We start from the raw sequence: 22,376 nt of genomic DNA, 5'->3' as shown, positions 1-22,376 counted from the left end.
CCGGTCCTGTGGATGCGGTGATAGCCGCAGCTCAGCGGCCCGCCACCCGCACCGCTCCGGGAACGCAGCGCGCGGTCAGCGGCAGCGGGCCGAGCGGTTCGCCGTCCGCGTAGCCGGTGATCCCCTCGGCCATGAGCTCGACCTTCGTGGCGCGGTGCACGGAGACCGCGGGATGGGTCACGTGCCCGCCCCGGTACACCGTCGGGAAGACCCGCAGCAGCGTCCGGCGGGAGCAGTCGCCGACCACGGTGACGTCGAACAGCCCGTCGGTGAGGTCCGCGCCGGGACAGATGCGCATGCCGCCGCCGTACGACGACCCGTTCCCGACCGCGACCAGGGTCGCCTCGATCTCCCGTACGGCTCCGTCGTCGAGGGTGATCCGGTACGGGAACGGGCGGAACGCGGCCAGCTCGGCGAGCATCGCGAGGTCGTACTTGAGGCGGCCGGCCGGCCACCGCATCCGGTTGCCGCGGTCGTTGACGCGGGAGTCGAAGCCGGAGGCCAGCACGGTGCCGAACCAGCGGTCCCCGACCCGGCCGAGGTCGATGTCGCTCAGCCGGTCGCCCTTGAGGGCGTCGGCGATCAGCCGTCCCGCGGCGGCCGGGTCGCGCACCGGCAGGCCGAGGGCGCGGGCGAAGTCGTTGCCGGTGCCGACCGCGACCAGGCCGAGCGGGGTGCGGGTGCCGGCGACGGCCTGGAGCGCCAGATTCACCATGCCGTCCCCGCCGACGGCTATCAGCGCGCCGGTGCCGTCGGCCACGGCGGACCGCGCCCGGGCGAGGGCGTCCTCGGCGTGCTCCCCGAGGACCGTCCGGACCGAGAAACCGGCCGCCCGCAACGCGGAAGCGGCCGGCTGCGCCGCGTGGGCGCCCCGGCCGCGGCCCGCGGTGGGGTTGACGAAGAGGGTGATCTCGCTGGTCACGGAAGCGACCTTACGAGGTGCCCGGCGGTCCTCAGGTCACGTCGTCATAACCGTTGACCCGGTCCCTGGTCGCCTGCTCGGGCAGCGCGGGAGCGGCGGCGACGGCCTCGACCTCGCCGATGTCCTCGGGCGTCAGGTCCAGCTCGGAGGCCTCGTCGTCGGCGGGGCCCAGGGCCTCACGGCGTCGGCGACGGGCGTCGTTGACGAGCGAGAAGACCACCGCGACGAAGTACAGGATCCAGATCGGCCCGGCCAGGGCCAGCATGGACAGCGGGTCGGTGCTGGGCGTCGCGACGGCGGCGAACACCGTGATGCCCATGATCATGCCGCGCCACCAGCCGGCCATCCGCTTGCCTGTGATGGCGCCGGTGAGGTTGAGCATGATGAGCAGCAGCGGCAGCTCGAAGGAGAGGCCGAAGACCACGACCATGCGGGTCACGAGGTCGAGCAGGTCGTCCAGCGGCAGCAGGTTGTCGACGCCGAACGGGGTGAACTCGATCAGGACCTTGGCGGTGGTGGGCAGCAGCTTGTAGGCGAAGAAGGCGCCACCGAGGAAGAGCGGGAAACCCAGGCCCACGAACGCGTAGGCGTACTTCTTCTCGTGCCGGTGCAGGCCGGGCGCGACGAAGGCCCACAGCTGGTAGAGCCAGACCGGCGAGGCCAGCACGACACCCGCCATGAGGGAGACCTTCAGCGCGAGCGTGAACGGCGTGAGCAGACCGTTGATGGTGATCTGCGCGCAGGGGTCGGCCGACTCCTTCGCCTTCGCCAGTTCCTCGAAGCTCTGCGAACAGCCGACCTTGTCGAGGATCGGCTCGGTGAAGAAGTTGATGATGTCGTAGTAGAAGAAGGCGGCGACGACCGTGACCACCACGATCGCCAGCAGCGCCTTCGCGAGCCGGTTGCGGAGCTCACGAAGGTGCTCCGCGAGGGGCATCCGCCCCTCGGGATCCTTCTCCTTCTTGCGGGCAGACTTCAGCAACCCACGTTCCCATCTCGTGCGGCGGGCCGGAGGTCACCGGCCCTGCGTCAGCGCTTGGTCGTGTCCGTCGGTTCGGTGACCGGGCGGGAGCTGGTCACGTCGCCGGGGGCGGCCTGGATGACGCGCTGAGCGGGCTGCTCGTCGGTCTTGTGCGGCGGGTCGGCCGGCGCGGCGGACTTGTCGTCCTCCTTCATCGCCTTGGCCTCGCTCTTCAGGATGCGCGCGGACTTGCCCAGCGAGCGGGCCATGTCCGGAAGCTTCTTCGCACCGAACAGCAGGATGATGACGACGAGGATCAGAATGATCTCGGTAGGTCCGAGCCGTCCCATAAGTCTTTACCTTCTCACCGAGGCGGGTGGGTGGGTGGCTGTCCGACCGGTCGGACATGTGTCCGAACGACCGTGCCGGCAGCGATCGTAACGCTCAGGGGTAAACGTCCGGCAATCCCCGTGCGTACTCCCGGTCCGCGGTCCGGGCCTCGTTTTCCGTACCGCGACCAGCAGCGTACCTGCCGGGTGGGCCAAGTCGACAGGGCGAAGCGGCCCAAAGCACATCAACCGGCAGGACTCACAGGGGCGGCACAGTGCCTCTCACAGCGCGTCCACAGAGCGGGCCACGCTCACGGAGGCGCGCTCCAGGTCCTCGGCGGCCCGGTTGATCCGGCGTGCGGAGTCGGTGACCTGCCGACCGAGGCGCCGCGCCTCCACGAAGACCCGCACGGCGAGCACACCGAGGACGGCGAGACCCAGGAACCCCACAGCAACCGCGAACATCGGCCAGAACATGACGCCGAGCCTAGACCGTCTCAGACGGTGGAGTGCAGCCGCAGGGTCCGTACCCCGCCGCCGGTGAGCAGCTCGACGATCCGCTCCCCCGCCGGCTTGCGGACGACCACACCGCACTCGGGGCAGGTGAACGAGTAGAACGTGGTCCGGCTGGTGGCGCCGATGGCGAGCCGCAGGGCGCTCGCGGCGAGCTCGAAGCGGCCCCGGCAGTCCGGGCAGCCGGCCTTGAACACCACCGGGGTCACACTGCGCATCCCGGCGAAGGCGGAGGCCGCCGAGACACTCCGCACACCGGACGCCGTCTCGCTCACAGTCCCTGCTCCTGCCTGTCGAACAGTCCGTCGGGCACCGCGCCGTCGCTCACCGGGGCTCCGCCGCCGCCCGGCGCCCGGTCCTCGATCCCGTCGTACGCCGCCAGTGCCTCGCGGGCGGCCCGGCGGGCGCTGTCCGCCAGCTCGGCCGGGGCGACGATCCGGCCGTCGGGGCCGAGGCGCAGCGCGAGCCGGCGCAGCGAGGCCGGGTCGGGGGTGCGCAGGCTGATCCGCAGACCGCCGTCGGGCAGTTCCTCGGCGCTGTCGTGCGGGTAGTACTCGGCGACCCAGCGTCCGCCCGGCCCGACCTCGACGACGACCTCGGGGTCCTCGGCGGCGGGCTGCACCAGCCCTTCCGACAGGTCCCGCAGCTCCACCTCGGGCGGCGCGGACGGCTCGTCGAGGATCCTGATCTCGGCGACCCGGTCGAGGCGGAAGGTGCGGCGCGCCTCGGAGCGGCGGCACCAGGCCTCGACATAGGTGTGGCCGACGCTGACCAGCCGGATGGGGTCGATCTCGCGCTCGGTGACCTCGTCGCGGGCCGGCGAGTAGTAGCGGATCCACAGGCGGCGGCGCTCGGAGATGGCCCGGTCGACGTCGGCGAAGACACCGCCCTCGGACTCGAAGGTCACCGACAGCCGGGAGCTGGCGCCGGCCGCCTCGCCGGCCGCGGTCTCCACCTTGGCGGTGGCCCGCAGCAGCGCCTGGCGGTCGCTCTCGCGCAGGCCCGGCAGGGTCGCCACGGCGCGGGCGGCGACCAGCAGCGCGGTGGCCTCGTCGGCGGCGAGCCGCAGCGGCTCGGCCGCGTCGGCACCCAGGGCGGCGGGGTTGTGCCACCAGATCCGCTCGCCGTCGGTGTCGATGTCCAGCAGATCGCCGCCGCGGAAGCTGGTGCCGCACATGGGCAGCACGTCGAGGTCGGAGACCAGTTCGTCCTCGGTGATGCCGAAGGCGCGGGCGACGTCCTCGATCCGGGCGCCGGGGCGCTCCCTCAGATAGGTCACCAGGGAGAGCATCCGCCGGGTCTGGTCGATGGCGTTCACGGGCCTGACCGGTTTGCCTGCCACTGTGCTCCGCTCCCCCTCAGCCCTTGGCGACGGCACGCAGCCGGTCCACCACGTCGGCCCGCAGCTCCGCGGGCTCCAGGACCACCACGTCCGGTCCGAACTCCACCAGCCAGGCGTCCAGCCCGTGCCCGTACGGGATCTCCAACTCGTCCCAGCCGTCGCCGAGTTCCCGCACCGAGGTGGCCTTCGCCCGCAGCGGGTAGCCGGCGCCGGTGCGCAGCCGGATGCGCGCGCTGCGGTCGGCGGTCTCGCCCGCCCAGCCGGCGACGGTCTCGCGCACGGTGACGACGTCGGGGACCGGCGCGGTGAAGCGCGCGCCGCGCGAGCGCACCTTGCCGGTGATCCGCGACAGCCGGAAGACCCGCTCGGCGCCGCGGTCGCGGTCCCAGCCGGCCAGGTACCAGTGGCCGCGCCAGCACTCCAGCGCCCAGGGCTCGACCTGCCGGGTCTCGGGGTGGGCGGCGGTGGCCTTGCGGTACTCGAAGACCACGGGACGGCGGTCGCGGCAGGCGAGCATCAGCGGCTCGAAGGCGGCCTCGTGCACGGGGATGCGCGGCTCCAGCGCGCCATGGGCCTCGTAGGGGTCCACGTCCTCGGGCAGTCCGGCCGCGCGCAGCTTCTGGAGGGCGCCGCTGGCGGCGCCGGCGAGCCGGGCCTGCTGCCAGACCTTGGCGGCCAGGCCGAGGGCGGCGGCCTCCTCGGCGTCCAGGGTGATCGGCGGGAGGCGGTTGCTGTCGCGCCGGGCCAGGTAGCCGACCTCGCCGTCCAGGTTCTCGACGGTCTCGATGACCAGTCCGAGCTCGCGCAGGTCGTCCTTGTCCCGCTCGAACATGCGGTTGAAGGAGTCGTCCGATCCGGCCGCGCCTCTGCCCGGTCCGGAGGCCTCGACGTAGGCCTCGATGGAGTCACGCAGTTCGCGCTTGCTGAGCGGCCGTCGCGTCCCGAGCAGACACAGCGCCAGGTTCATCAGCCGCTCGGCCTTGGCAATGGCCATCGACGCCCTTCGCCTTCCCTATGGTGCTTCCGACCGATGACCGTACCGCCCCGCGGTGCCGTGGCAAAAGCGGAGGGCCCATGCCCGGACAGGCATGGGCCCCAGGTGATCGGAAACGATCGGATCTTGGACGCAGTCCTTACGCCGATCCGAACGTCTCCTGATCGCTCACGACTCCGGTACGACGATCAGACCCCGAGCAGGTCCACCACGAAGATCAGGGTCTCGCCGGGCTTGATCGCCGGGGTCGGGCTCTGGTCGCCGTAGGCGAGGTGGGCGGGGATGGTCAGCTGGCGACGGCCGCCGACCTTCATGCCCTGCACGCCCTGGTCCCAGCCCGCGATGACCCGGCCGGCGCCCAGCGGGAAACGGAACGGAGTGCCCCGGTTCCAGCTCGCGTCGAACTCCTCACCGGTGCTGAAGGCGACGCCCACGTAGTGGACGGTGACGGTCTGGCCCGCCTGCGCCACGGCACCGTCGCCCTCCCAGATGTCCTTGATCTCGAGGTCCGCCGGGGGCTCGCCGCCCGGGAAGTCGATCTCGGGCTTGTCGATGCTCACTCTTGGCTCCTGCATGTGTACGACAACGAACGCGCTCAGTCTTTCATCCCGGCGCCCGCTCCCGTGGCCGGCCACTCCAGCGGACGGCGGAGCCTCACATCTTGGCGAGGATGTCCACCGAGAAGACCAGCGTGGCGCCCTTGGCGATACCGCTGCCGCTCGGCGGGTTGTCGCCGTAGCCCAGGTCCGGCGGGATGACGATCAGCACACGGCTGCCGACCTTCTTGCCCGTCAGGCCCTGCGACCAGCCCTTGACGACCTGCTGGAGCGAGAAGGACGTCAGCGACTTGCGGCTGTAGGTGGAGTCGAACTCCTTGCCGCCCGCCCACTGCACGCCCTTGTACTGCACGAGCACGCTGTCCTCGGCCCCGACCTCGGCGCCGTCGCCCTCGATGACGTAGTTCGCCACCAGCTTCTTCGGCGCGTCCACCTTCGGGACCTCGATCGAGGGCGCCTTGCCGTCTGTGTTGGTGCCGACCTTCGGCAGGTTCGTGTCGTCCTGCGCGACGTCCGTGCCCTTGGCGGAGCTCTTGGAGTTGTAGGTCGCCTGGAGGTCCACGACGAACACCAGCGTGTCGGTGCCCTTGATGCCCGCCTGGGACTGGCCCTGCTCGCCGTACCCCCACGTCGGGGGCACCGAGAACTGCACACGGCTGTCGGTCTTCTTGCCGGTGAGCGCGTAGCGCCAGCCGTCGATGATGCTGCCCTGGGCGAGCTGGATGACCAGCGGGGTCTTGCGGTCGTAGGAGTTGTCGAACACCTTCGCGGTGTCCCAGATCTGGCCCAGGTAGTTCGCCTGGACGTAGTCGCCCTCGGCCACGGTGGTGCCGCCGCCCGCGATGACCGTCTTCACCGCGAGGTCCTTCGACGGGTCGCCGCTGCCCTTGGCCACCGTCGGCTTCTCGTCGAACTGGGTGCCCGCCGTGATCGCCGGCAGCGGACCGTCCACGATCTTCGGCGACGGCGCGGCCGACGTGGCCCCCGCGGAGGGCGAGGCGCTGTCGGTGGCCTTGCTCGAATCGGCCTTGTCGTCGCCGCACCCGGCGAGCGTGACCAGTCCGGCGGGAACGGCAATCATGAGTGAGCGTCGGCGCACGATGGGGGCCTCGTAATCGGTCGATCTTGTGGATGGCGTGCGCGCAACTCTACGGCGTGCGAAGGGCGCCGTACGGGTAACGTACGGCGCCCGTGTGGCGTTCCGGCCGTGCGGCCGGAAAGCACGGCCGGCTCACATTCCGGCGATCAACTTCTCCACCCGGTCGTCGACGGAGCGGAACGGGTCCTTGCACAACACGGTGCGCTGTGCCTGGTCGTTGAGCTTGAGATGCACCCAGTCGACCGTGAAATCCCGGCGCTGCTCCTGCGCCCGCCGGATGAAGTCGCCGCGCAGCCGCGCCCGAGTGGTCTGCGGCGGCACCGACTTGCCTTCGAAGATCTTCAAGTCGTTGCAGATCCGGGCCGCTTGACCCTTCTTCTCCAGCAGGTAGTACAGACCACGACGGCGGTGGATGTCGTGATAGGCGAGGTCTATCTGGGCGACCCGCGGATGCGACATGGTCATGTTGTGCTTGGCGCGGTACCGCTCGATGAGCTTGTACTTCATGACCCAGTCGATCTCGGTGTCGATGCGGTCGAGGTCCTCGCTCTCGATCGAGTCCAGCGTGCGGCCCCACAGCTCCAGCACCTGCTCGACGGTGCCGGTGCGGATGCCGCGCCGCTCGCAGAAGTCCACGGCCTTCTCGTAGTACTCGCGCTGCACCTCCAGCGCGGAGGCCTCCCGGCCGCTGGCCAGGCGCACCTTGCGGCGGCCCGTGATGTCGTGGCTGACCTCGCGGATCGCCCGGATCGGGTTCTCCAGGGTCAGGTCGCGCATCACCGTGCCCGCCTCGATCATGCGCAGCACCAGGTCGGTGGCGCCGACCTTGAGCAGCATGGTCGTCTCGGACATGTTCGAGTCGCCCACGATGACATGCAGCCGGCGGTAGCGCTCGGCGTCCGCGTGCGGCTCGTCGCGGGTGTTGATGATGGGCCGGGAGCGGGTCGTCGCCGAGGAGACGCCCTCCCAGATGTGCTCGGCCCGCTGGCTCACGCAGTACACGGCACCGCGCGGCGTCTGCAGCACCTTGCCGGCACCGCACAGCAGCTGGCGGGTCACGAGGAACGGGATGAGAATGTCCGCGAGTCGCGAGAACTCCCCGTGCCGTGCCACCAAGTAGTTCTCGTGGCACCCGTAGGAGTTGCCCGCCGAGTCGGTGTTGTTCTTGAAGAGGTAGACGTCGCCCGCGATTCCCTCCTCGTGCAGGCGTCGTTCCGCGTCCACCAGGAGTCCTTCGAGAATGCGCTCCCCGGCCTTGTCGTGGGTGACCAGTTCGGTCACATTGTCACATTCGGGTGTGGCGTATTCCGGATGTGAGCCCACGTCGAGATAGAGCCGGGCGCCGTTTCGCAGAAAGACATTGCTGCTGCGGCCCCATGACACGACACGGCGGAAGAGGTACCGCGCCACCTCGTCAGGCGACAGGCGGCGCTGTCCCCTGAACGTGCACGTGACGCCGTACTCGTTCTCCAGCCCGAAAATGCGGCGGTCCATGACTGAACATTACGCCCGATCCCCTGAGCTGAAACGGGGTTCGACGGCACGATTTGGATCATTTTCCGATGAAGACGCAACGACCGCGGTCCGCGCGGGAGCTGCGAGGACCCGTCCGGTGGCGAGCAGGACCACCAGGGACACCCCACCGGCGGCACCCGGCACGGCGAATCCCCACACCGCTCCGCCCCACTCGACGACCGGCCCGGTCAGACCCGTCCCCACCGAGGCACCGACGGTGAAGGTGGTCACCAGCCAGGAGAACGCCTCGGTCACCGTCCCCCGCGGGGCGTGCCGGTCCACGATGACGAACGCGCAGGCGATGGCCGGGGCGAGGAAGACGCCGGAGAGCGCCGCGAGCGCGGTCATGGCGACCGGTCCCGGCATCAGCAGCAGCGGCAGGTAACAGACCGCCAGCAGGCCCACCAGCACCCTCAGTCGCCGCTCCGGCGCGCCACTCCACCGGCGGGCCCCGTAGCCGGCGCCGCCGACCAGCGCGCCCAGCCCCAGGGCCGCCATCAGCCAGCCGTAGACGGCGTCCCCGCCGTGGTCGTCGGCGTACGAGACGGCCGCGACGGTGATGGAGCCGAGCGCCACGCCGACGAAGAGGAACGCGCCGAGCAGGGCGATCAGCCCGGGCGAGCGCAGGGCGCCCAGCCAGTGCGCCTCGCGCGGAGCCGACCGCCACGCGCGCGAGGGCGGCGACAGGACCACGGAGAGCGCGCCGAGCACCCCGATGACGTTCAGGACCAGCAGCGCCGCCTGCGCGGACCACAGCGCGGTGCACAACGTGACCAGCAGCGGTCCGACGGTGAACATGACCTCCTGGGCCACCGCGTCCATGGCGTACGCGGTGTGCACCTGGTCCTCCTTGCGCAGCACGGACGGCCACAGCGCCCGCAGCCCGCCCTCCAGCGGCGGCGTGAACAGCCCGGCCAGGGCCACGGCGGCGTAGGACAGCGCGGGCGGCTGGGTGCCGGCGAGGGCGAAGACGGCCATCGCCAGGGCCGACAGGACGGCGGCGGGCAGCTGGACCCGCGGCTGCCCGTGCAGGTCCACCAGCCGCCCGAGCAGCGGCTGCCCGACGGCGTTGGCGACGCCGTAGACGGCGGCGAGGGCTCCGGCGAGGCTGTAGGAACCGCCCTCCGCGCGGATGAACAGCACGATCGCGATCGCGGCGGTGGCGTTGGGCAGCCGTCCCACCAGCGTGCCCGTGAGCAGCCGGGCGGCGTGCCTCGCCCTGAGGATCTCCAGGTATCCCGCGGCCATGGTCCCGTCCTCCGGCTCAGGTTTTACGTATAACGTCCTCCGTCATACGTACCATGTGCGCAGTTCGCACGTCCAGGCGAGGCCCGGGCGCGACCCCGACCAAGGAGCACCCGACGGTGGCCCGAGCCAGCACCCGCCCCACGAGCCGCGACGTCGCCGAGGCCGCCGGGGTCTCCCAGGCCGCCGTGTCGCTGGTGCTCGGCGGCAAGTGGCGCGGCCGGGTCTCCGAGGCCACCGCCGAGCGGGTCCGCGAGGCCGCCCGGGAGCTGGGCTACCGGCCCAACCTCGCCGCCCGCAACCTGCGCCTCGGGCGCACCCGGACCGTCCTCCTGGTGGTCCCCGTCCTGACCACCGAGTTCTTCGCCGGCGTCTACACCGGTGCCGCCCGGGTGGCCGCCGCCCACGGCTTCGGCGTGGTCCTGTACCCCTCCCCCGAGGGCATCGGCCCCGCCCGCGACCCCTTCGCGTCCGCCGAGGCCGCCCTGGACGGTGTCATCGCCTCCTCCATGGCCGCCGACGCCCTCACCGCCATCCGCGGCGACCAGCTGCCGCTGGTGATGCTGGACAGCGATCCGGAGGGCAGCCTGGGCGCGGCGACCGTCAACCTGGACATCGCCGACGGGGTCCGGCAGGTCGCCGAGCATCTCCTCGGTCTCGGCCACCGCCGCTTCCTGCACCTGGCCGCCGACGTGCCCTCCTGGACCTTCGAGGTGCGCGCCCGTGAGCTGGCCGCCCGGGTCGGCGCGGTGCCGGACACCACCGTGCGCACCGCGCCCGCGCCGATCTCCATCGAGGGCGCGCGGGCCGCCGCCGAGGCCGCGCTCACCGCGCCCGGCCCCCGGCCCACCGCGGTGGTGTGCGACGACGACAAGCTCGCGGCCGGCGCCTACAAGGCGGCCCGCCGGCTCGGTCTGCGCATCCCCGACGACATCTCCGTCACCGGTCTCGACGACCTGGCCCTGGCGACCGCCATCGATCCGGAGCTCACCACGGTCCGGCTGGACGCCGAGCTGTTCGGGGAGCACGGGATGCGGGCCCTGCTGGACGTCCTGGAGGGCCGTAGGCCCGCCCGCGGCGACATTCCGGTGGAACTGGTCGTCCGCGGCTCCACGGCGCCTCCACCGGCCCTCTGAACGCACCGTGCCCCGGCGCCTGACGGAGCCGGGGCATGCGCGAAGAGGCGGGAGCGCGACTACTCGCCGGACTCCGTGTCGGACTCCGAGGGCTCCGCGGACGACTCGCTCTCCGTCTGCGTGGTGGTGCCCTCCGCCAGCAGGCGCGACAGCTGACCGCCGACGATCCGCTTGAACTTGCGCTTCTGCGGACGCGTGCGGTCCAGCACCGCGACCTCCAGGCGCTCCGCGGGGATCTCCCGCTGGGTGCCGTTGGACTCGCGGGACAGCGCCTGCACGGCCAGCTTCAGCGCCCCCGACAGGGTCATGCCGTCCTGGTGGCGCTGATCGAGGTAGCTGCTGATCAGCTCGGCGTTGCCGCCCACCGCGACCGAGCCGTGCTCGTCCACGATCGAGCCGTCGTGCGGCAGCCGGTAGATCTGGTCGGACTCCGGCGTCTCCCCGACCTCGGCGACGACCAGCTCCACCTCGTACGGCTTCTCGCCCACGCTGGAGAAGATCGTGCCCAGCGTCTGGGCGTAGACGTTGGCCAGGCCCCGCGCAGTGACGTCGTCCCGGTCGTAGGTGTAACCGCGCAGGTCGGCGTAGCGCACGCCGCCGATGCGCAGGTTCTCGTACTCGTTGTACTTGCCCGCCGCGGCGAAGCCGATCCGGTCGTAGATCTCGCTGAACTTGTGCAGCGCGCGGGACGGGTTCTCGCCGACGAAGACGATGCCGTCGGCGTACTGCAGCACGACCAGGCTGCGGCCGCGGGCGATGCCCTTGCGGGCGTACTCGGCCCGGTCGGCCATGGCCTGCTGGGGTGAGACATAGAACGGCGTCGACACCGGTTATCCGTCCCTTTCTGTGGAAGTCACTGGATCACCTGAGACAACAGCGCCCGCGGTCAGAGCAGCTCGGCCCGCGGGCCGTCGGGCTGCTCCAGCCGCCGCTCCAGCACCGAGCGGGCGATCTGCGAGGACTCGTCCTCGGTGAGCCGGCGGAAGCCGTCCTCGGTGATCACGGTGACGATGGGGTAGATCCGGCGGGCGACATCGGGACCACCGGTCGCCGAGTCGTCGTCTGCCGCGTCGTACAGGGCCTGCACCACCAGCGTGGTGGCCTGCTCCTCGGTGAGGTCGTCGCGGAAGAGCTTCTTCATGGCGCCGCGCGCGAAGATCGAGCCGGAGCCGGTGGCCGCGTAGCCCTGCTGCTCCTCGGAGCGGCCGCCCGTCACGTCGTAGGAGAAGATGCGGCCCTTGCCGCGGTCCAGGTCGTAGCCGGCGAAGAGCGGGACCACGGCGAGGCCCTGCATGGCCATGCCGAGGTTGGCCCGGATCATCGTCGACAGGCGGTTGGCCTTGCCCTCCAGCGAGAGCTGGGCGCCCTCCACCTTCTCGAAGTGTTCGAGTTCCAGCTGGAACAGCTTGACCATCTCGACGGCCAGACCGGCGGTGCCGGCGATGCCGACGGCCGAGTACTCGTCCGCCGGGAAGACCTTCTCGATGTCCCGCTGCGCGATGACATTGCCCATCGTGGCGCGCCGGTCACCGGCGAGCACCACGCCGCCGGGGAACGACACGGCGACGATGGTCGTGCCGTGCGGCGCCTCGATCACGCCCTGGGTGGGGGGCAGTTGGCGCTTGCCGGGCAGCAGCTCGGGCTGGTGCTCCGACAGGAAGTCCATGAACGAAGAGGATCCAGGCGTCAGGAAGGCTGCTGGTAGACGCCCGGTGCTACGAGTGTTGGCTTCCACGCGTTTCCTTCCAAGTAGTCAACAGGCCGAGGCCGGAATTGCAGTTGAAGCACGTTACGCCACGGACCCTACCCGTCTTCCGGCGGTGATCCACATGCGTGGCGGAAGCGGTTCGGCAGATACGGCGCGGCACCGGTCGCGCACGGCAGGCATCCCTGCCACACGCTCCCGGCACCGCGCCGGTGTCTCGCCTTCCGGGCGTTCCTCAGACCTCCATGGACCTTCGGCTCAGAGGAGGACGAGGCGGGATACCTTTACTGGCCACCCTTTTGCACGAACGAACGCACGAAGTCCTCTGCGTTCTCCTCGAGGACGTCGTCGATCTCGTCCAGGACCGAGTCCACGTCGTCGCTCAGCTTCTCGTGACGCTCCTTGAGGTCCTCGGAAGCCTGCGCCTCTGCCGCCTGCTCCTCGACCTCCTCCGTGGACCGGGTGGCCTTCTGCTGTCCGCCGCCGGTGTCCTTGGTCGCCATAACCCTCACCCCGCTCGGTTCGCCCGACACAGTTGCTCGGTCAAGATCAGACCCTACAAGCCGGGTCCGACAATGGCCCCGCAGTTTCCTCAACGTACGGGGCCCGTCTCGATGATTCCCGGACCCGGTGTTTTCCACCCTGTCCGGCCGACATCCCCCGAGTACCCGCTCAGCCGCCGGAGAGCACCCTCACCAGGTCCTCCGCCGTGCGGCAGCGGTCCAGCAGCTCCTTGACGTGATTACGCGTTCCGCGAAGCGGTTCCAGGGTTGGGACGCGCTGGAGCGAGTCGCGGCCCGGCAGATCGAAGATCACCGAGTCCCAGGAGGCCGCGGCGACGTCGTCGGCGTACTGCTCCAGACAGCGCCCGCGGAAGTAGGCCCGGGTGTCCTCCGGCGGCTTCTGCATGGCCCGCTCGACGTCCGCCTCGTCCAGGAGGCGCTTCATCCGGCCGCGGGCCGCGAGACGGTTGTAGAGGCCCTTGTCGGGGCGTACGTCGGCGTACTGGAGGTCGACCAGGTGCAGCCTGGCCGCGTCCCAGTCGAGGCTGTCCCGGCGCCGGTAGCCCTCCATGAGCTCGCGCTTGGCGACCCAGTCCAGCTCGCCGGCCAGGCTCATGGGGTCGTGTTCCAGCCGGTTGAGGGTGTCCTCCCAGCGGGCCAGGACGTCCTTGGTCTGCTCGTCGGCGTCGGCCCCGAAGCGCTCCTCCACGTACTTGCGCGACAGCTCGTAGTACTCCATCTGGAGCTGGACGGCGGTGAGTGTCCGGCCGCTGCGCAGGGTGATCAGACGCTTGAGGGACGGGTCGTGCGAGACCTGGTGCAGGGTGCGCACGGGCTGGTCGACGGCCAGGTCGACGGCGATGAAGCCGTCCTCGATCATGGACAGGACCAGCGCGGTCGTGCCGAGCTTGAGGTAGGTCGAGATCTCCGACAGGTTCGCGTCGCCGATGATCACGTGGAGGCGGCGGTACTTCTCCGCGTCCGCGTGGGGCTCGTCGCGGGTGTTGATGATCGGCCGCTTGAGGGTCGTCTCCAGGCCGACCTCGACCTCGAAGTAGTCCGCGCGCTGGCTGAGCTGGAAGCCGTGCTCGTGACCGTCCTGGCCGATGCCGACACGGCCGGCTCCGGCGAAGACCTGGCGGGAGACGAAGAAGGGCGTCAGATGGCGCACGATGTCCGAGAACGGGGTCTCCCGCTTCATCAGGTAGTTCTCGTGCGTGCCGTAGGAGGCGCCCTTGTTGTCGGTGTTGTTCTTGTAGAGGTGGATGGGCTGGGCGCCGGGGAGCTGTGCGGCCCGCTCGGCGGCCTCGGCCATGATCCGCTCGCCGGCCTTGTCCCAGAGGACGGCGTCCCGCGGGTTGGTGACCTCGGGGGCGCTGTACTCGGGATGCGCGTGGTCGACGTAGAGCCGTGCGCCGTTGGTCAGGATGACGTTGGCGAGGCCGATGTCCTCGTCGGTGAGCTGGCTGGAGTCGGCGACCTCACGGGCGAGGTCGAAGCCCCGCGCGTCCCGCAGCGGATTCTCCTCCTCGAAGTCCCAGCGGGCCCGGCGGGCCCGGTGCATCGCCGCCGCGTAGGCGTTGACGATCTGGGACGAGGTGAGCATGGCATTGGCGTTGGGGTGTCCGGGGACGGAGATCCCGTACTCCGTCTCGATGCCCATCACTCGCCGTACGGTCATGCGGCCCTCCTTGCCCGGCGAAGCCCTCGGTCGCGGGCTCCGCTCTCGTACCGCTGGCGCTCGGTTGCGAATGCGGTGCCCGACCCCGCACTGCGCGACTTGGCGGTACGGAAGAGCCTAGAACGCCTTTGCGCTGGTGGGGAGATCATTTGCGTCATTGCCTGCTCCAGCCGTGGCCTGAAAAACAGTCGGCTGCGGATACCCGGAAAGGGCACCCGCAGCCGCCCTGTGTTTTACAGGTACTGTCCGGTGTTCGCCACCGTGTCGATGGAGCGTCCGGTGTCCGCGCCCTGCTTTCCGGTGATCAGGGTGCGGATGTAGACGATCCGCTCGCCCTTCTTACCGGAGATGCGGGCCCAGTCGTCCGGGTTGGTGGTGTTCGGCAGGTCCTCGTTCTCCTTGAACTCGTCCACGCAGGCCTGGAGGAGATGGGAGACGCGAAGGCCCTTCTGGTTGTGCTCCAGGAAGTCCTTGATCGCCATTTTCTTGGCGCGGCCCACGATGTTCTCGATCATGGCGCCGGAATTGAAGTCCTTGAAGTAGAGGACTTCCTTGTCGCCATTGGCGTAGGTGACCTCCAGGAAGCGGTTCTCCTCGGATTCGGCGTACATGTGTTCCACGGCCGTCTGGATCATGGCCTGGACGCATGCGTCCTTGTCGCCGCCGTGCTCACCGAGGTCCTCGCTGTGCAGCGGCAGGCGCTGGGTCAGGTACTTGCCGAAGATGTCCTTGGCCGCCTCGGCGTCCGGACGCTCGATCTTGATCTTGACGTCGAGCCGGCCGGGCCGCAGGATCGCCGGGTCGATCATGTCCTCGCGGTTGGAGGCGCCGATCACGACCACGTTCTGCAGGCCCTCCACACCGTCGATCTCGGCGAGCAGCTGCGGGACGATGGTGTTCTCCACGTCCGAGCTGACGCCCGAGCCACGGGTGCGGAAGAGGGACTCCATCTCGTCGAAGAAGACGATGACGGGGGTGCCCTCGCTGGCCTTCTCACGGGCCCGCTGGAAGACCAGGCGGATCTGCCGCTCGGTCTCGCCGACGTACTTGTTCAGCAGCTCGGGGCCCTTGATGTTGAGGAAGAAGCTCTTGCCGGCGGCCTGGCCGGTGACCTCGGCGACCTTCTTGGCCAGCGAGTTGGCGACGGCCTTGGCGATGAGCGTCTTGCCGCATCCGGGGGGCCCGTACAGCAGCACACCCTTGGGCGGCCGCAGTTCGTGCTCCTTGAACAGGTCGGGGTAGAGGTACGGGAGCTCGACCGCGTCGCGGATGGCCTCGATCTGGTTGCCGAGGCCGCCGATCTGCTCGTAGCCGATGTCGGGGACCTCTTCGAGGACGAGTTCCTCGACCTCGCTCTTGGGCACGACCTCGTAGACGTAGCCGGAGCGGGGTTCGAGCAGCAGGGCGTCGCCGGGACGGATGGTGACGTCCAGCAACGGCTCGGCGAGCCGCACCACCCGTTCCTCGTCGGTGTGCCCGAGCACCAGGGCCCGCTCGCCGTCCTCGAGGATCTCCTTGAGGGTGACGATGTCCCCGACGCGCTCGTACTCCATGGCCTCGACCACGTTCAGCGCTTCGTTGAGCATGACTTCCTGGCCGCGCCGGAGCTCTTCCAGCTCGACGCTCGGGCTGACGTTCACCCGGAGCTTGCGGCCCCCGGTGAAGATGTCGGCCGTGCCGTCCTCGTTCGCCGTGAGGAAGACACCGAAGCCGGCCGGCGGCTGCGCGAGCCGGTCGACCTCCTCCTTGAGGGCCACGATCTGGTCGCGGGCCTCACGGAGCGTATTGGCAAGTCGCTCGTTCTGGGCGGACACGCCGGCCAGGTTGGTCTGCAGCTCGACGATCCGCTCTTCGAGAATCCTCGTGTGTCGCGGAGAGTCGGCGAGCTTACGTCGCAGGACGGCGATCTCCTGCTCAAGGTAGGCGATCTGCCCGGCCGGGTCGTCGGACCCGCGTCCCGGGCGGATGCCGCGGTTCATGTCGTCGTCGTGGGCTGCCACGGTCCTCACCTCCTCCAAGGGGAGCTGGACGCTTCCAGACCCTACCTGGGTGGGTGTCGATTGAAACCCCTAGATCACAAAGACTGTCGGGGTGTGTCCGATCTTCACCCTTGCGCTCTCCCTCACGCCAGGGGAATACCCACGGAACGCGGTTGGAAAGCGACCAGAGGTAGGGTCGAAGCGTTCAACACCCGCCACAGCTGGCCGGATTCCCGTATGGCTTGGCGCAGAAAACGGCAGGAGAGATGACCGTGCAGCAGGAGGCCGGAGTCGACGGCGAGGCGCTGGAGGTCTGGATCGACCAGGACCTCTGTACCGGCGACGGCATCTGCGCGCAGTACGCGCCGGAGGTGTTCGAGCTGGACATCGACGGTCTGGCCTATGTGAAGAGCGCCGACGACGAGCTGCTCCAGGACGCCGGAGCGACAACGCCCGTGCCGCTGCCGCTCCTCACCGACGTGATCGACTCGGCGAAGGAGTGTCCGGGCGACTGCATTCACGTACGTCGGGTTTCGGACAGGGTCGAAGTCTATGGACCGGACGCAGAGTGACCAGATCTGTACGGTGCGTTACTACTGTCTGATTTCTCACACGGCCCGGTGGCCGGGTGTCAGACGCTGCGGGCCTCGGCGGGTGACGAACGGACGAACGCGCCGTCGCGCCACTGCCACTTAGCGCTCTCCTCCAGGTCGGGACAGCAGGTCGGCACGTCCACCGAGGAGTAGCCGAGCAGCGTCGCGGCGACCGCGCCGTCGCGGACCGCGAAGTCCTTCACCGTGTAGCGGTCCTTGGGGTCCACGAGGGTGGCCACCACGCGCGCGTGCCCGTCGTCGGCGCCGCCGGTGAGGACGTACACGCCGTCCGGCGGGGTGCTGATGCCGGCGTCGCAGTGCACCACGGCGACCGTCTCCGGCCGGCCGTCGCCGTCGAGGTCCCCGGTCGCCTTCCGCTCCACCACGGCCTTCACGGGACCGCATTCGAGGGGGAAGTCCACCCCGTCGGTCGCGGGCGGCGCGGCCACCGGGGCGGACTGGGTGCGGTGGCCCGGTTTCTGGGCGGCGGTGGCGGCGTCCGGCTGCAGGAGAGAGGAGAGGGCTACGACACCGGCGAGCGCGGTGGCGGTGGCAAGCCAGTGGATCGGGCGGGTGTGCGTGTGTGCCAGTTCCGGGACCGCGGATTGCTGCACTAGGAGTGTCTCCTGTGAGGGCTGTGCCGGTGGGGTGGCCAGCATGGTGCCACACGTCACAGGACGGGGGAACGGCGGGGTCACGACCTGTTGCGGGCGGCGGGGCCGGAGCGCGCGCGGGGTGTCAACGACGCGGCGCCGTGGCCGAGTTCTCCGCGGGGTGCGGGAACTCGGCCACGGCGCCGGAACGTTGGGCGGGACGGGGCGTGGACGGCCGGGAGGCCGCCCGGCCGGCTCAGCGGCCGGCGCCTCCGTCGGCGTTGGGGCCGGAGTAGTCCTCGCCGTAGGCGCCCTTGGCGGGGCGGCGGCGGCGCATCGGCGGCTCGACGCCGTCCGCGAGGCGGCGGGCGGTGAGGAGAAAGCCGGTGTGGCCGATCATCCGGTGGTCCGGGCGGACGGCCAGGCCCTCGATGTGCCAGTTGCGGATCATGGTCTCCCAGGCGGTCGGCTCGTTGAAGCAGCCGATCTCCCGGATGGACTCCACGGTCCGTGCGAGCTGGGTGGTGGTGGCCACGTAGCAGCACACGATGCCGCCGGGGACCAGGGCCTTGGAGACGGCCTCCAGGCACTCCCAGGGGGCGAGCATGTCGAGGATGACGCGGTCCACGTCGGTGTCGCTCAGGTTGTCCTGGAGGTCGCCGACGGTGAGCTGCCAGGCGGGGTGCGGGCCGCCGAAGTAGCGCTCCACGTTCTGCTGCGCGATCTCGGCGAAGTCCTCGCGGCGCTCGTAGGAGTGCAGCATGCCCTGGTCGCCGATGGCGCGCAGCAGGAAGGTGCTGAGCGAGCCGGAGCCGACGCCGGCCTCCACGACGCGCGCGCCGGGGAAGATGTCGGCGAAGGCGAGGATCTGCCCCGCGTCCTTGGGGTAGACGACGGCTGCCCCGCGAGGCATGGACAGGACGTAGTCGGGGAGCAGGGGGCGCAGCGCGAGATAGGCGACGTTCCCCGTCGTACGGACAACGCTGCCCTCGGGTGCGCCGATCAGCTCGTCGTGCGGGAAGGAACCCTTGTGGGTGTGGAAGTTCTTTCCGGCTTCGAGCGTGAACGTGTAGTGGCGGCCCTTGGGGTCGGTCAGCTGTACCTGGTCCCCGACCTTGAAGGGCCCGCGGCGGCGGGCGGCACCGGTCGGTTCGGACATGTGAACAGACTACCGGGGATTGCGGAGGCCGCCGACCACGGGCCGGGACCTAGGAGGGGCGGGCCATCGCCTTCACGAAGGCCCGCTCGACGTCCGCGGCGGACAGCACGCCGTAGATCTCGCCGGTCTCCTCGACCACCAGGTACTCGGTCGCGGGGGTGGCCCGCAGCGCGTCGAGGAGTTCCTCGCCGGCCAGCTCGGCGGAGACGCGCATGCCGTCGGTCAGGTCCTGGGCGAGGCCGCTGACGGCGACCCAGGGGCGGCGGTGCTCGGGGACGCCGACGATGGCGGCCTCGCGGACCAGGGAGACGGGGGCGCCGTCCGCGTCGACGACGACCAGGGCGCGGGCGCCGGCCTCGTTGGCGCGGCGCAGGGCCTCGGAGAGCGGGGTGTCGGTCTGGACGGGCACCGCGCGGCGGGTCAGGGCGCGGGCGCGCAGCTCCGGGAGGTGTTCGCGCAGGCGGGCGACGCGCAGGCTGTTGCCGGCGCCGGTCCAGATGATCGCGGCGAGGATCGCGGCGAGCAGGGCGTCCATGACGGTGTCCATGCCGACGTTGTCGACGGCGTCGGAGCCGAGGGCGCCGGACTGGGTGAGCAGCGGCAGGCCGATCAGCACGGCGACGGCGAGCGCGCGGCCGACCCAGGCGGCGGCGACGGTGCCGCTCATGGGCTTGCCGGTGAGCTTCCAGACGACGGCGCGGAGCATCCGGCCCCCGTCGAGCGGGAGGCCGGGCAGCAGGTTGAAGACGGCCACGATGAGGTTGGAGATCATCAGGCCGGCCAGCAGGACGCCGGGGACGGTGCCGGGCTCGACGGGCAGCATGGCGAGGTAGAAGACGCCGGCGAGGACGAGGCTGAGCAGCGGGCCGACGAAGGCCAGCACGAACTCGCGGCCGGGGGTCTCGGCCTCCTTCTCGATCTCGGACACGCCGCCGAAGAACTGGAGCTGGATGCGGCGGACCGGGAGCTTGAAGCGGAGGGCGGCGATCGTGTGCGCCAGCTCGTGGACGAGCACCGAGCCGTAGAAGGCGACGGCGAAGAACAGGGAGACCAGGTAGCGGGCCGCGCCCAGCTCGGGCAGCACACGGTCCAGCTGACCGCCGAAGACCCAGGTGATCAGCGCGGCAACCAGGAACCAGCTGGGCGCGACGTAGACGGGCACGCCGAACGGCCGCCCCACCCGCAGACCGCCGCCCGGCTCCGGCTTCTGCGGGACGGGGCCCTTGGTACCGGAGTGCGCGTGGGTGCGGTCGTGCCCGGCACCGCCGGGGGCCGTTTCCCGGAGGTCCGGGAATCCGGTCTCGTGCCCGCCCTCGGTGGGCGCGTCCGGGCGGGTCGCCGGCGGCGGGGGCTCGGTGGGTTCCGCGGGCCTCGTCGGTTCCGTGGGCTCGGTGGGTTCCGTGGGCTTGCGCAAGGGGTCCGCGGCCCGGGCCGGGGCCTGCGGGGTGGTGGGGGGTGCCGTCGCGGGGGCCGGGCCCTCGGGGCCTGCGGCGGAGGTGTCCGCGGGCGGGGCCGGCTGTCCGGTCGGGGCCCTGTGGGGTTCTCGGGGGGCGCGGCCCGCGCCGGTGTCGGGCGGGCCCGAGGCCGCCGATGTGGTCGGGGCTGCCGTGCGGTGGTCGGTCGAGTGGTCGTTGCCCGACCGCGGCTGCCCGCTCCCGCCGCTCTCGTCCACGGTGTCCCCTCGTTCGAAGCGTGTCCCGCACCTGCCGGGCGGAAGGTCTCGGGTCGATGGTATGCGGCCGAGGGGTCGCGTTCCGCCCCGGCACCCCTCTCGTTCCCCAGCTGTCGCGGGCGACACGACCGCGAGGGGTCCGCTGTCGGTGGCGGGCCGTAAGGTCTGTGGGCATGGAGACGAGCACCGAGGGCGTGACGGAGGCCCTGAGCGACGGTACGGCCGATCCGGCGGCGACGCCGGTCGACGCGGTTCCCGCGACCGCCACGACGGCGACGGCGGCAGCCGTCGCTCCCGTCGTCATACCGCCCTCCTCCCTGTCCCCCTCGCGGGCCGGCGACTTCATGCAGTGCCCGCTGCTGTACCGGTTCCGGGTGATCGACAAGCTGCCGGAGAAGCCGAGCGAGGCGGCGACCAGGGGCACGCTGGTGCACGCGGTGCTCGAGCGGCTCTTCGACGCGCCCGCCGCCGAGCGCACCGCGCCGCGCGCCAAGTCGCTGATCCCGGGCCAGTGGGACCGGCTGCGGGAGTCGCGGCCGGAGCTGGCCGAGCTGTTCGCCGACGACCCGGAGGGCGCCCGGATGGCGGCCTGGCTGGAGCAGGCGGAGCGGCTGGTGGAGCGCTGGTTCACCCTGGAGGACCCGAGCCGTCTGGAGCCGGCCGAGCGCGAGCTGTTCGTCGAGGCCGAGCTGGAGTCGGGGCTGCGGCTGCGCGGCATCATCGACCGGGTCGACGTGGCGCCGACCGGTGAGGTGCGGATCGTCGACTACAAGACGGGCAAGGCCCCGCGGCCCGAGTACGCCGAGGGCGCGCTGTTCCAGATGAAGTTCTACGCGCTGGTGGTCTGGCGACTGAAGGGCGTCGTCCCGCGCCGGCTCCAGCTGGTGTACCTCGGCAGCGGTGATGTGCTGACCTACGATCCGGTCCTCGCCGACCTGGAGCGGGTGGAGCGCAAGCTGCTCGCGCTGTGGGAGGCGATCCGGCTGGCCACCGAGACCGGCGACTGGCGGCCGCGCCCCACCAAGCTGTGCGGCTGGTGCGATCACCAGGCCCACTGTCCGGAATTCGGCGGCACTCCCCCGCCGTATCCGCTGGCGGTGAGGGCGGCCGAGTCCGGCGCCGGCGAGCAGGGCAGAATGGGGCCGGACTAGCTAAGGAGACTTACGTGGCCATCCGCGTCCTACTGGTCGACGACCAGCCGCTGCTGCGTACGGGCTTCCGGATGATCCTGGAGGCCGAGCAGGACATCGCGGTCGTCGGCGAGGCCGGAGACGGCCTCCAGGCACTCGACCAGGTGCGGGCCCTCCAGCCCGACGTGGTGCTCATGGACATCCGCATGCCGCGGATGGACGGTGTGGAGGCCACCCGGCAGATCACCGGTCCCGGGCGGGACGGCCCGGCGAAGGTGCTGGTGCTGACCACCTTCGATCTGGACGAGTACGTGGTGGAGGCGCTGCGGGCCGGCGCGAGCGGCTTCCTGCTGAAGGACGCGCCCGCCCATGAGCTGGTGCAGGCGATCCGGGTGGTGGCCGCCGGTGAGGCGATGCTCGCCCCGAGCATCACCCGCCGGCTGCTGGACAAGTACGCCACGCATCTGCCGTCCGGCGAGGAGCCGGTGCCGGACGCGCTGAACACCCTGACCGACCGCGAGGTGGAGGTGCTGAAGCTGGTCGCGCGGGGCCTGTCCAACGCGGAGATCGCCGCGGACCTGTTCGTCAGCGAGACCACGGTCAAGACCCACGTCGGTCATGTGCTCACCAAGCTGGGGCTGCGCGACCGGGTGCAGGCGGCGGTGTACGCGTACGAGAGCGGACTGGTGCGCCCCGGCGCGCAGTAGACCTCGCGTCGACGGGCGAACGTCGAAAAGGGGGCGGCCCC

At 70.8% G+C, this 22,376-nt stretch carries 23 protein-coding genes and 1 pseudogene; 4 read left to right on the top strand and 20 right to left on the bottom strand.

Going from position 1 to position 22,376, the window contains the following annotated elements; all coding sequences use genetic code 11:
* Positions 1 to 31 precede the first annotated feature (31 nt).
* From ABT232_RS13195 to ABT232_RS13145, 11 genes are all read right to left on the bottom strand, one after another.
* Positions 32 to 922 (bottom strand): diacylglycerol kinase, encoded by an 891-nt coding sequence (locus ABT232_RS13195; protein WP_351839647.1) that lies wholly within the window; start codon positions 920 to 922, stop codon positions 32 to 34.
* A 31-nt stretch (positions 923 to 953) separates the two neighbouring features.
* Positions 954 to 1,904 (bottom strand): twin-arginine translocase subunit TatC, encoded by a 951-nt coding sequence (gene tatC / locus ABT232_RS13190; protein WP_351839645.1) that lies wholly within the window; start codon positions 1,902 to 1,904, stop codon positions 954 to 956.
* A 47-nt stretch (positions 1,905 to 1,951) separates the two neighbouring features.
* Entirely contained in the window at positions 1,952 to 2,233 is a 282-nt protein-coding gene (gene tatA / locus ABT232_RS13185; RefSeq protein ID WP_351839643.1) for a Sec-independent protein translocase subunit TatA, read from the bottom strand.
* Positions 2,234 to 2,494: 261 nt separating this feature from the next.
* Complete coding sequence (locus ABT232_RS13180) at positions 2,495 to 2,689, bottom strand: hypothetical protein (RefSeq protein WP_351839641.1); 195 nt, start codon at positions 2,687 to 2,689, stop codon at positions 2,495 to 2,497.
* A 20-nt stretch (positions 2,690 to 2,709) separates the two neighbouring features.
* The gene (locus ABT232_RS13175) at positions 2,710 to 3,000 is read right to left on the bottom strand and encodes a hypothetical protein (RefSeq protein ID WP_351839639.1); all 291 of its coding nucleotides are present in this window, start codon (positions 2,998 to 3,000) and stop codon (positions 2,710 to 2,712) included.
* Positions 2,997 to 4,067 (bottom strand): helix-turn-helix transcriptional regulator, encoded by a 1,071-nt coding sequence (locus tag ABT232_RS13170; protein ID WP_351839637.1) that lies wholly within the window; start codon positions 4,065 to 4,067, stop codon positions 2,997 to 2,999. Before ABT232_RS13170 ends, ABT232_RS13175 begins: the two co-directional genes overlap by 4 nt.
* A gap of 16 nt (positions 4,068 to 4,083) precedes the next feature.
* Positions 4,084 to 5,061 (bottom strand): helix-turn-helix transcriptional regulator, encoded by a 978-nt coding sequence (locus ABT232_RS13165; RefSeq protein WP_351839635.1) that lies wholly within the window; start codon positions 5,059 to 5,061, stop codon positions 4,084 to 4,086.
* Between the two features lie 188 nt (positions 5,062 to 5,249).
* Positions 5,250 to 5,621 carry an FKBP-type peptidyl-prolyl cis-trans isomerase gene (locus tag ABT232_RS13160; RefSeq protein WP_351839633.1) on the bottom strand — a complete coding sequence of 124 codons (372 nt, stop codon included), beginning with the start codon at positions 5,619 to 5,621 and terminating at the stop codon, positions 5,250 to 5,252.
* A gap of 94 nt (positions 5,622 to 5,715) precedes the next feature.
* Positions 5,716 to 6,717, bottom strand: coding sequence for an FKBP-type peptidyl-prolyl cis-trans isomerase (locus ABT232_RS13155; protein WP_351839632.1), 1,002 nt, complete (start codon positions 6,715 to 6,717; stop codon positions 5,716 to 5,718).
* Between the two features lie 132 nt (positions 6,718 to 6,849).
* Positions 6,850 to 8,211 carry a Pup--protein ligase gene (gene pafA / locus ABT232_RS13150; protein WP_351839630.1) on the bottom strand — a complete coding sequence of 454 codons (1,362 nt, stop codon included), beginning with the start codon at positions 8,209 to 8,211 and terminating at the stop codon, positions 6,850 to 6,852.
* 9 nt (positions 8,212 to 8,220) lie between these two features.
* On the bottom strand, positions 8,221 to 9,480 hold the full coding sequence (locus ABT232_RS13145) for an MFS transporter (protein WP_351839629.1): 1,260 nt from the start codon (positions 9,478 to 9,480) through the stop codon (positions 8,221 to 8,223).
* Positions 9,481 to 9,596: 116 nt separating this feature from the next.
* On the opposite strand from ABT232_RS13145, the gene ABT232_RS13140 reads away from it, so the two are divergent.
* Entirely contained in the window at positions 9,597 to 10,613 is a 1,017-nt protein-coding gene (locus tag ABT232_RS13140; protein WP_351839627.1) for a LacI family DNA-binding transcriptional regulator, read from the top strand.
* 59 nt (positions 10,614 to 10,672) lie between these two features.
* Here ABT232_RS13140 and prcA read toward each other — a convergent pair whose 3' ends face one another.
* The 6 genes and pseudogenes from prcA to arc form a co-directional block, all read right to left on the bottom strand.
* Complete coding sequence (gene prcA, locus ABT232_RS13135; protein WP_351839625.1) at positions 10,673 to 11,440, bottom strand: proteasome subunit alpha; 768 nt, start codon at positions 11,438 to 11,440, stop codon at positions 10,673 to 10,675.
* A 59-nt stretch (positions 11,441 to 11,499) separates the two neighbouring features.
* Entirely contained in the window at positions 11,500 to 12,348 is an 849-nt protein-coding gene (prcB, locus tag ABT232_RS13130) for a proteasome subunit beta (RefSeq protein ID WP_351839624.1), read from the bottom strand.
* A pseudogene (locus tag ABT232_RS13125) lies at positions 12,300 to 12,469 on the bottom strand (endonuclease domain-containing protein); the annotation flags it as partial. The gene prcB and the pseudogene ABT232_RS13125, both read right to left, overlap by 49 nt.
* Before the next feature lie 133 nt (positions 12,470 to 12,602).
* The gene (locus ABT232_RS13120; protein ID WP_062154959.1) at positions 12,603 to 12,821 is read right to left on the bottom strand and encodes a ubiquitin-like protein Pup; all 219 of its coding nucleotides are present in this window, start codon (positions 12,819 to 12,821) and stop codon (positions 12,603 to 12,605) included.
* 169 nt (positions 12,822 to 12,990) lie between these two features.
* Positions 12,991 to 14,502, bottom strand: a complete 1,512-nt coding sequence (gene dop, locus ABT232_RS13115) for a depupylase/deamidase Dop (protein WP_351839622.1) — start codon at positions 14,500 to 14,502, stop codon at positions 12,991 to 12,993.
* Positions 14,503 to 14,735: 233 nt separating this feature from the next.
* Positions 14,736 to 16,502, bottom strand: a complete 1,767-nt coding sequence (gene arc, locus ABT232_RS13110; protein WP_351839620.1) for a proteasome ATPase — start codon at positions 16,500 to 16,502, stop codon at positions 14,736 to 14,738.
* 245 nt (positions 16,503 to 16,747) lie between these two features.
* Here arc and ABT232_RS13105 point away from each other — a divergent pair, with 245 nt between their 5' ends.
* Positions 16,748 to 17,053 carry a ferredoxin gene (locus tag ABT232_RS13105; RefSeq protein ID WP_351839618.1) on the top strand — a complete coding sequence of 102 codons (306 nt, stop codon included), beginning with the start codon at positions 16,748 to 16,750 and terminating at the stop codon, positions 17,051 to 17,053.
* 59 nt (positions 17,054 to 17,112) lie between these two features.
* On the opposite strand, the gene ABT232_RS13100 is transcribed toward ABT232_RS13105, so the two are convergent.
* From ABT232_RS13100 to ABT232_RS13090, 3 genes are all read right to left on the bottom strand, one after another.
* Positions 17,113 to 17,688 (bottom strand): hypothetical protein, encoded by a 576-nt coding sequence (locus ABT232_RS13100; protein WP_351839616.1) that lies wholly within the window; start codon positions 17,686 to 17,688, stop codon positions 17,113 to 17,115.
* Between the two features lie 235 nt (positions 17,689 to 17,923).
* The gene (locus ABT232_RS13095) at positions 17,924 to 18,826 is read right to left on the bottom strand and encodes a tRNA (adenine-N1)-methyltransferase (protein ID WP_351839614.1); all 903 of its coding nucleotides are present in this window, start codon (positions 18,824 to 18,826) and stop codon (positions 17,924 to 17,926) included.
* A gap of 49 nt (positions 18,827 to 18,875) precedes the next feature.
* Positions 18,876 to 20,498 (bottom strand): site-2 protease family protein, encoded by a 1,623-nt coding sequence (locus ABT232_RS13090; RefSeq protein ID WP_351839612.1) that lies wholly within the window; start codon positions 20,496 to 20,498, stop codon positions 18,876 to 18,878.
* Positions 20,499 to 20,671: 173 nt separating this feature from the next.
* On the opposite strand from ABT232_RS13090, the gene ABT232_RS13085 reads away from it, so the two are divergent.
* Together ABT232_RS13085 and ABT232_RS13080 are read left to right on the top strand one after the other, a co-directional pair.
* Positions 20,672 to 21,649 carry a RecB family exonuclease gene (locus ABT232_RS13085; RefSeq protein WP_351839610.1) on the top strand — a complete coding sequence of 326 codons (978 nt, stop codon included), beginning with the start codon at positions 20,672 to 20,674 and terminating at the stop codon, positions 21,647 to 21,649.
* Positions 21,650 to 21,663: 14 nt separating this feature from the next.
* The gene (locus ABT232_RS13080) at positions 21,664 to 22,335 is read left to right on the top strand and encodes a response regulator (protein ID WP_351839609.1); all 672 of its coding nucleotides are present in this window, start codon (positions 21,664 to 21,666) and stop codon (positions 22,333 to 22,335) included.
* Positions 22,336 to 22,376: the final 41 nt, after the last annotated feature.

It is taken from the genome of Streptomyces sp. NPDC001532, from assembly GCF_040298625.1.
GTDB lineage: Bacteria > Actinomycetota > Actinomycetes > Streptomycetales > Streptomycetaceae > Streptomyces.
This window is presented reverse-complemented; position numbering and strand designations above follow the sequence as displayed.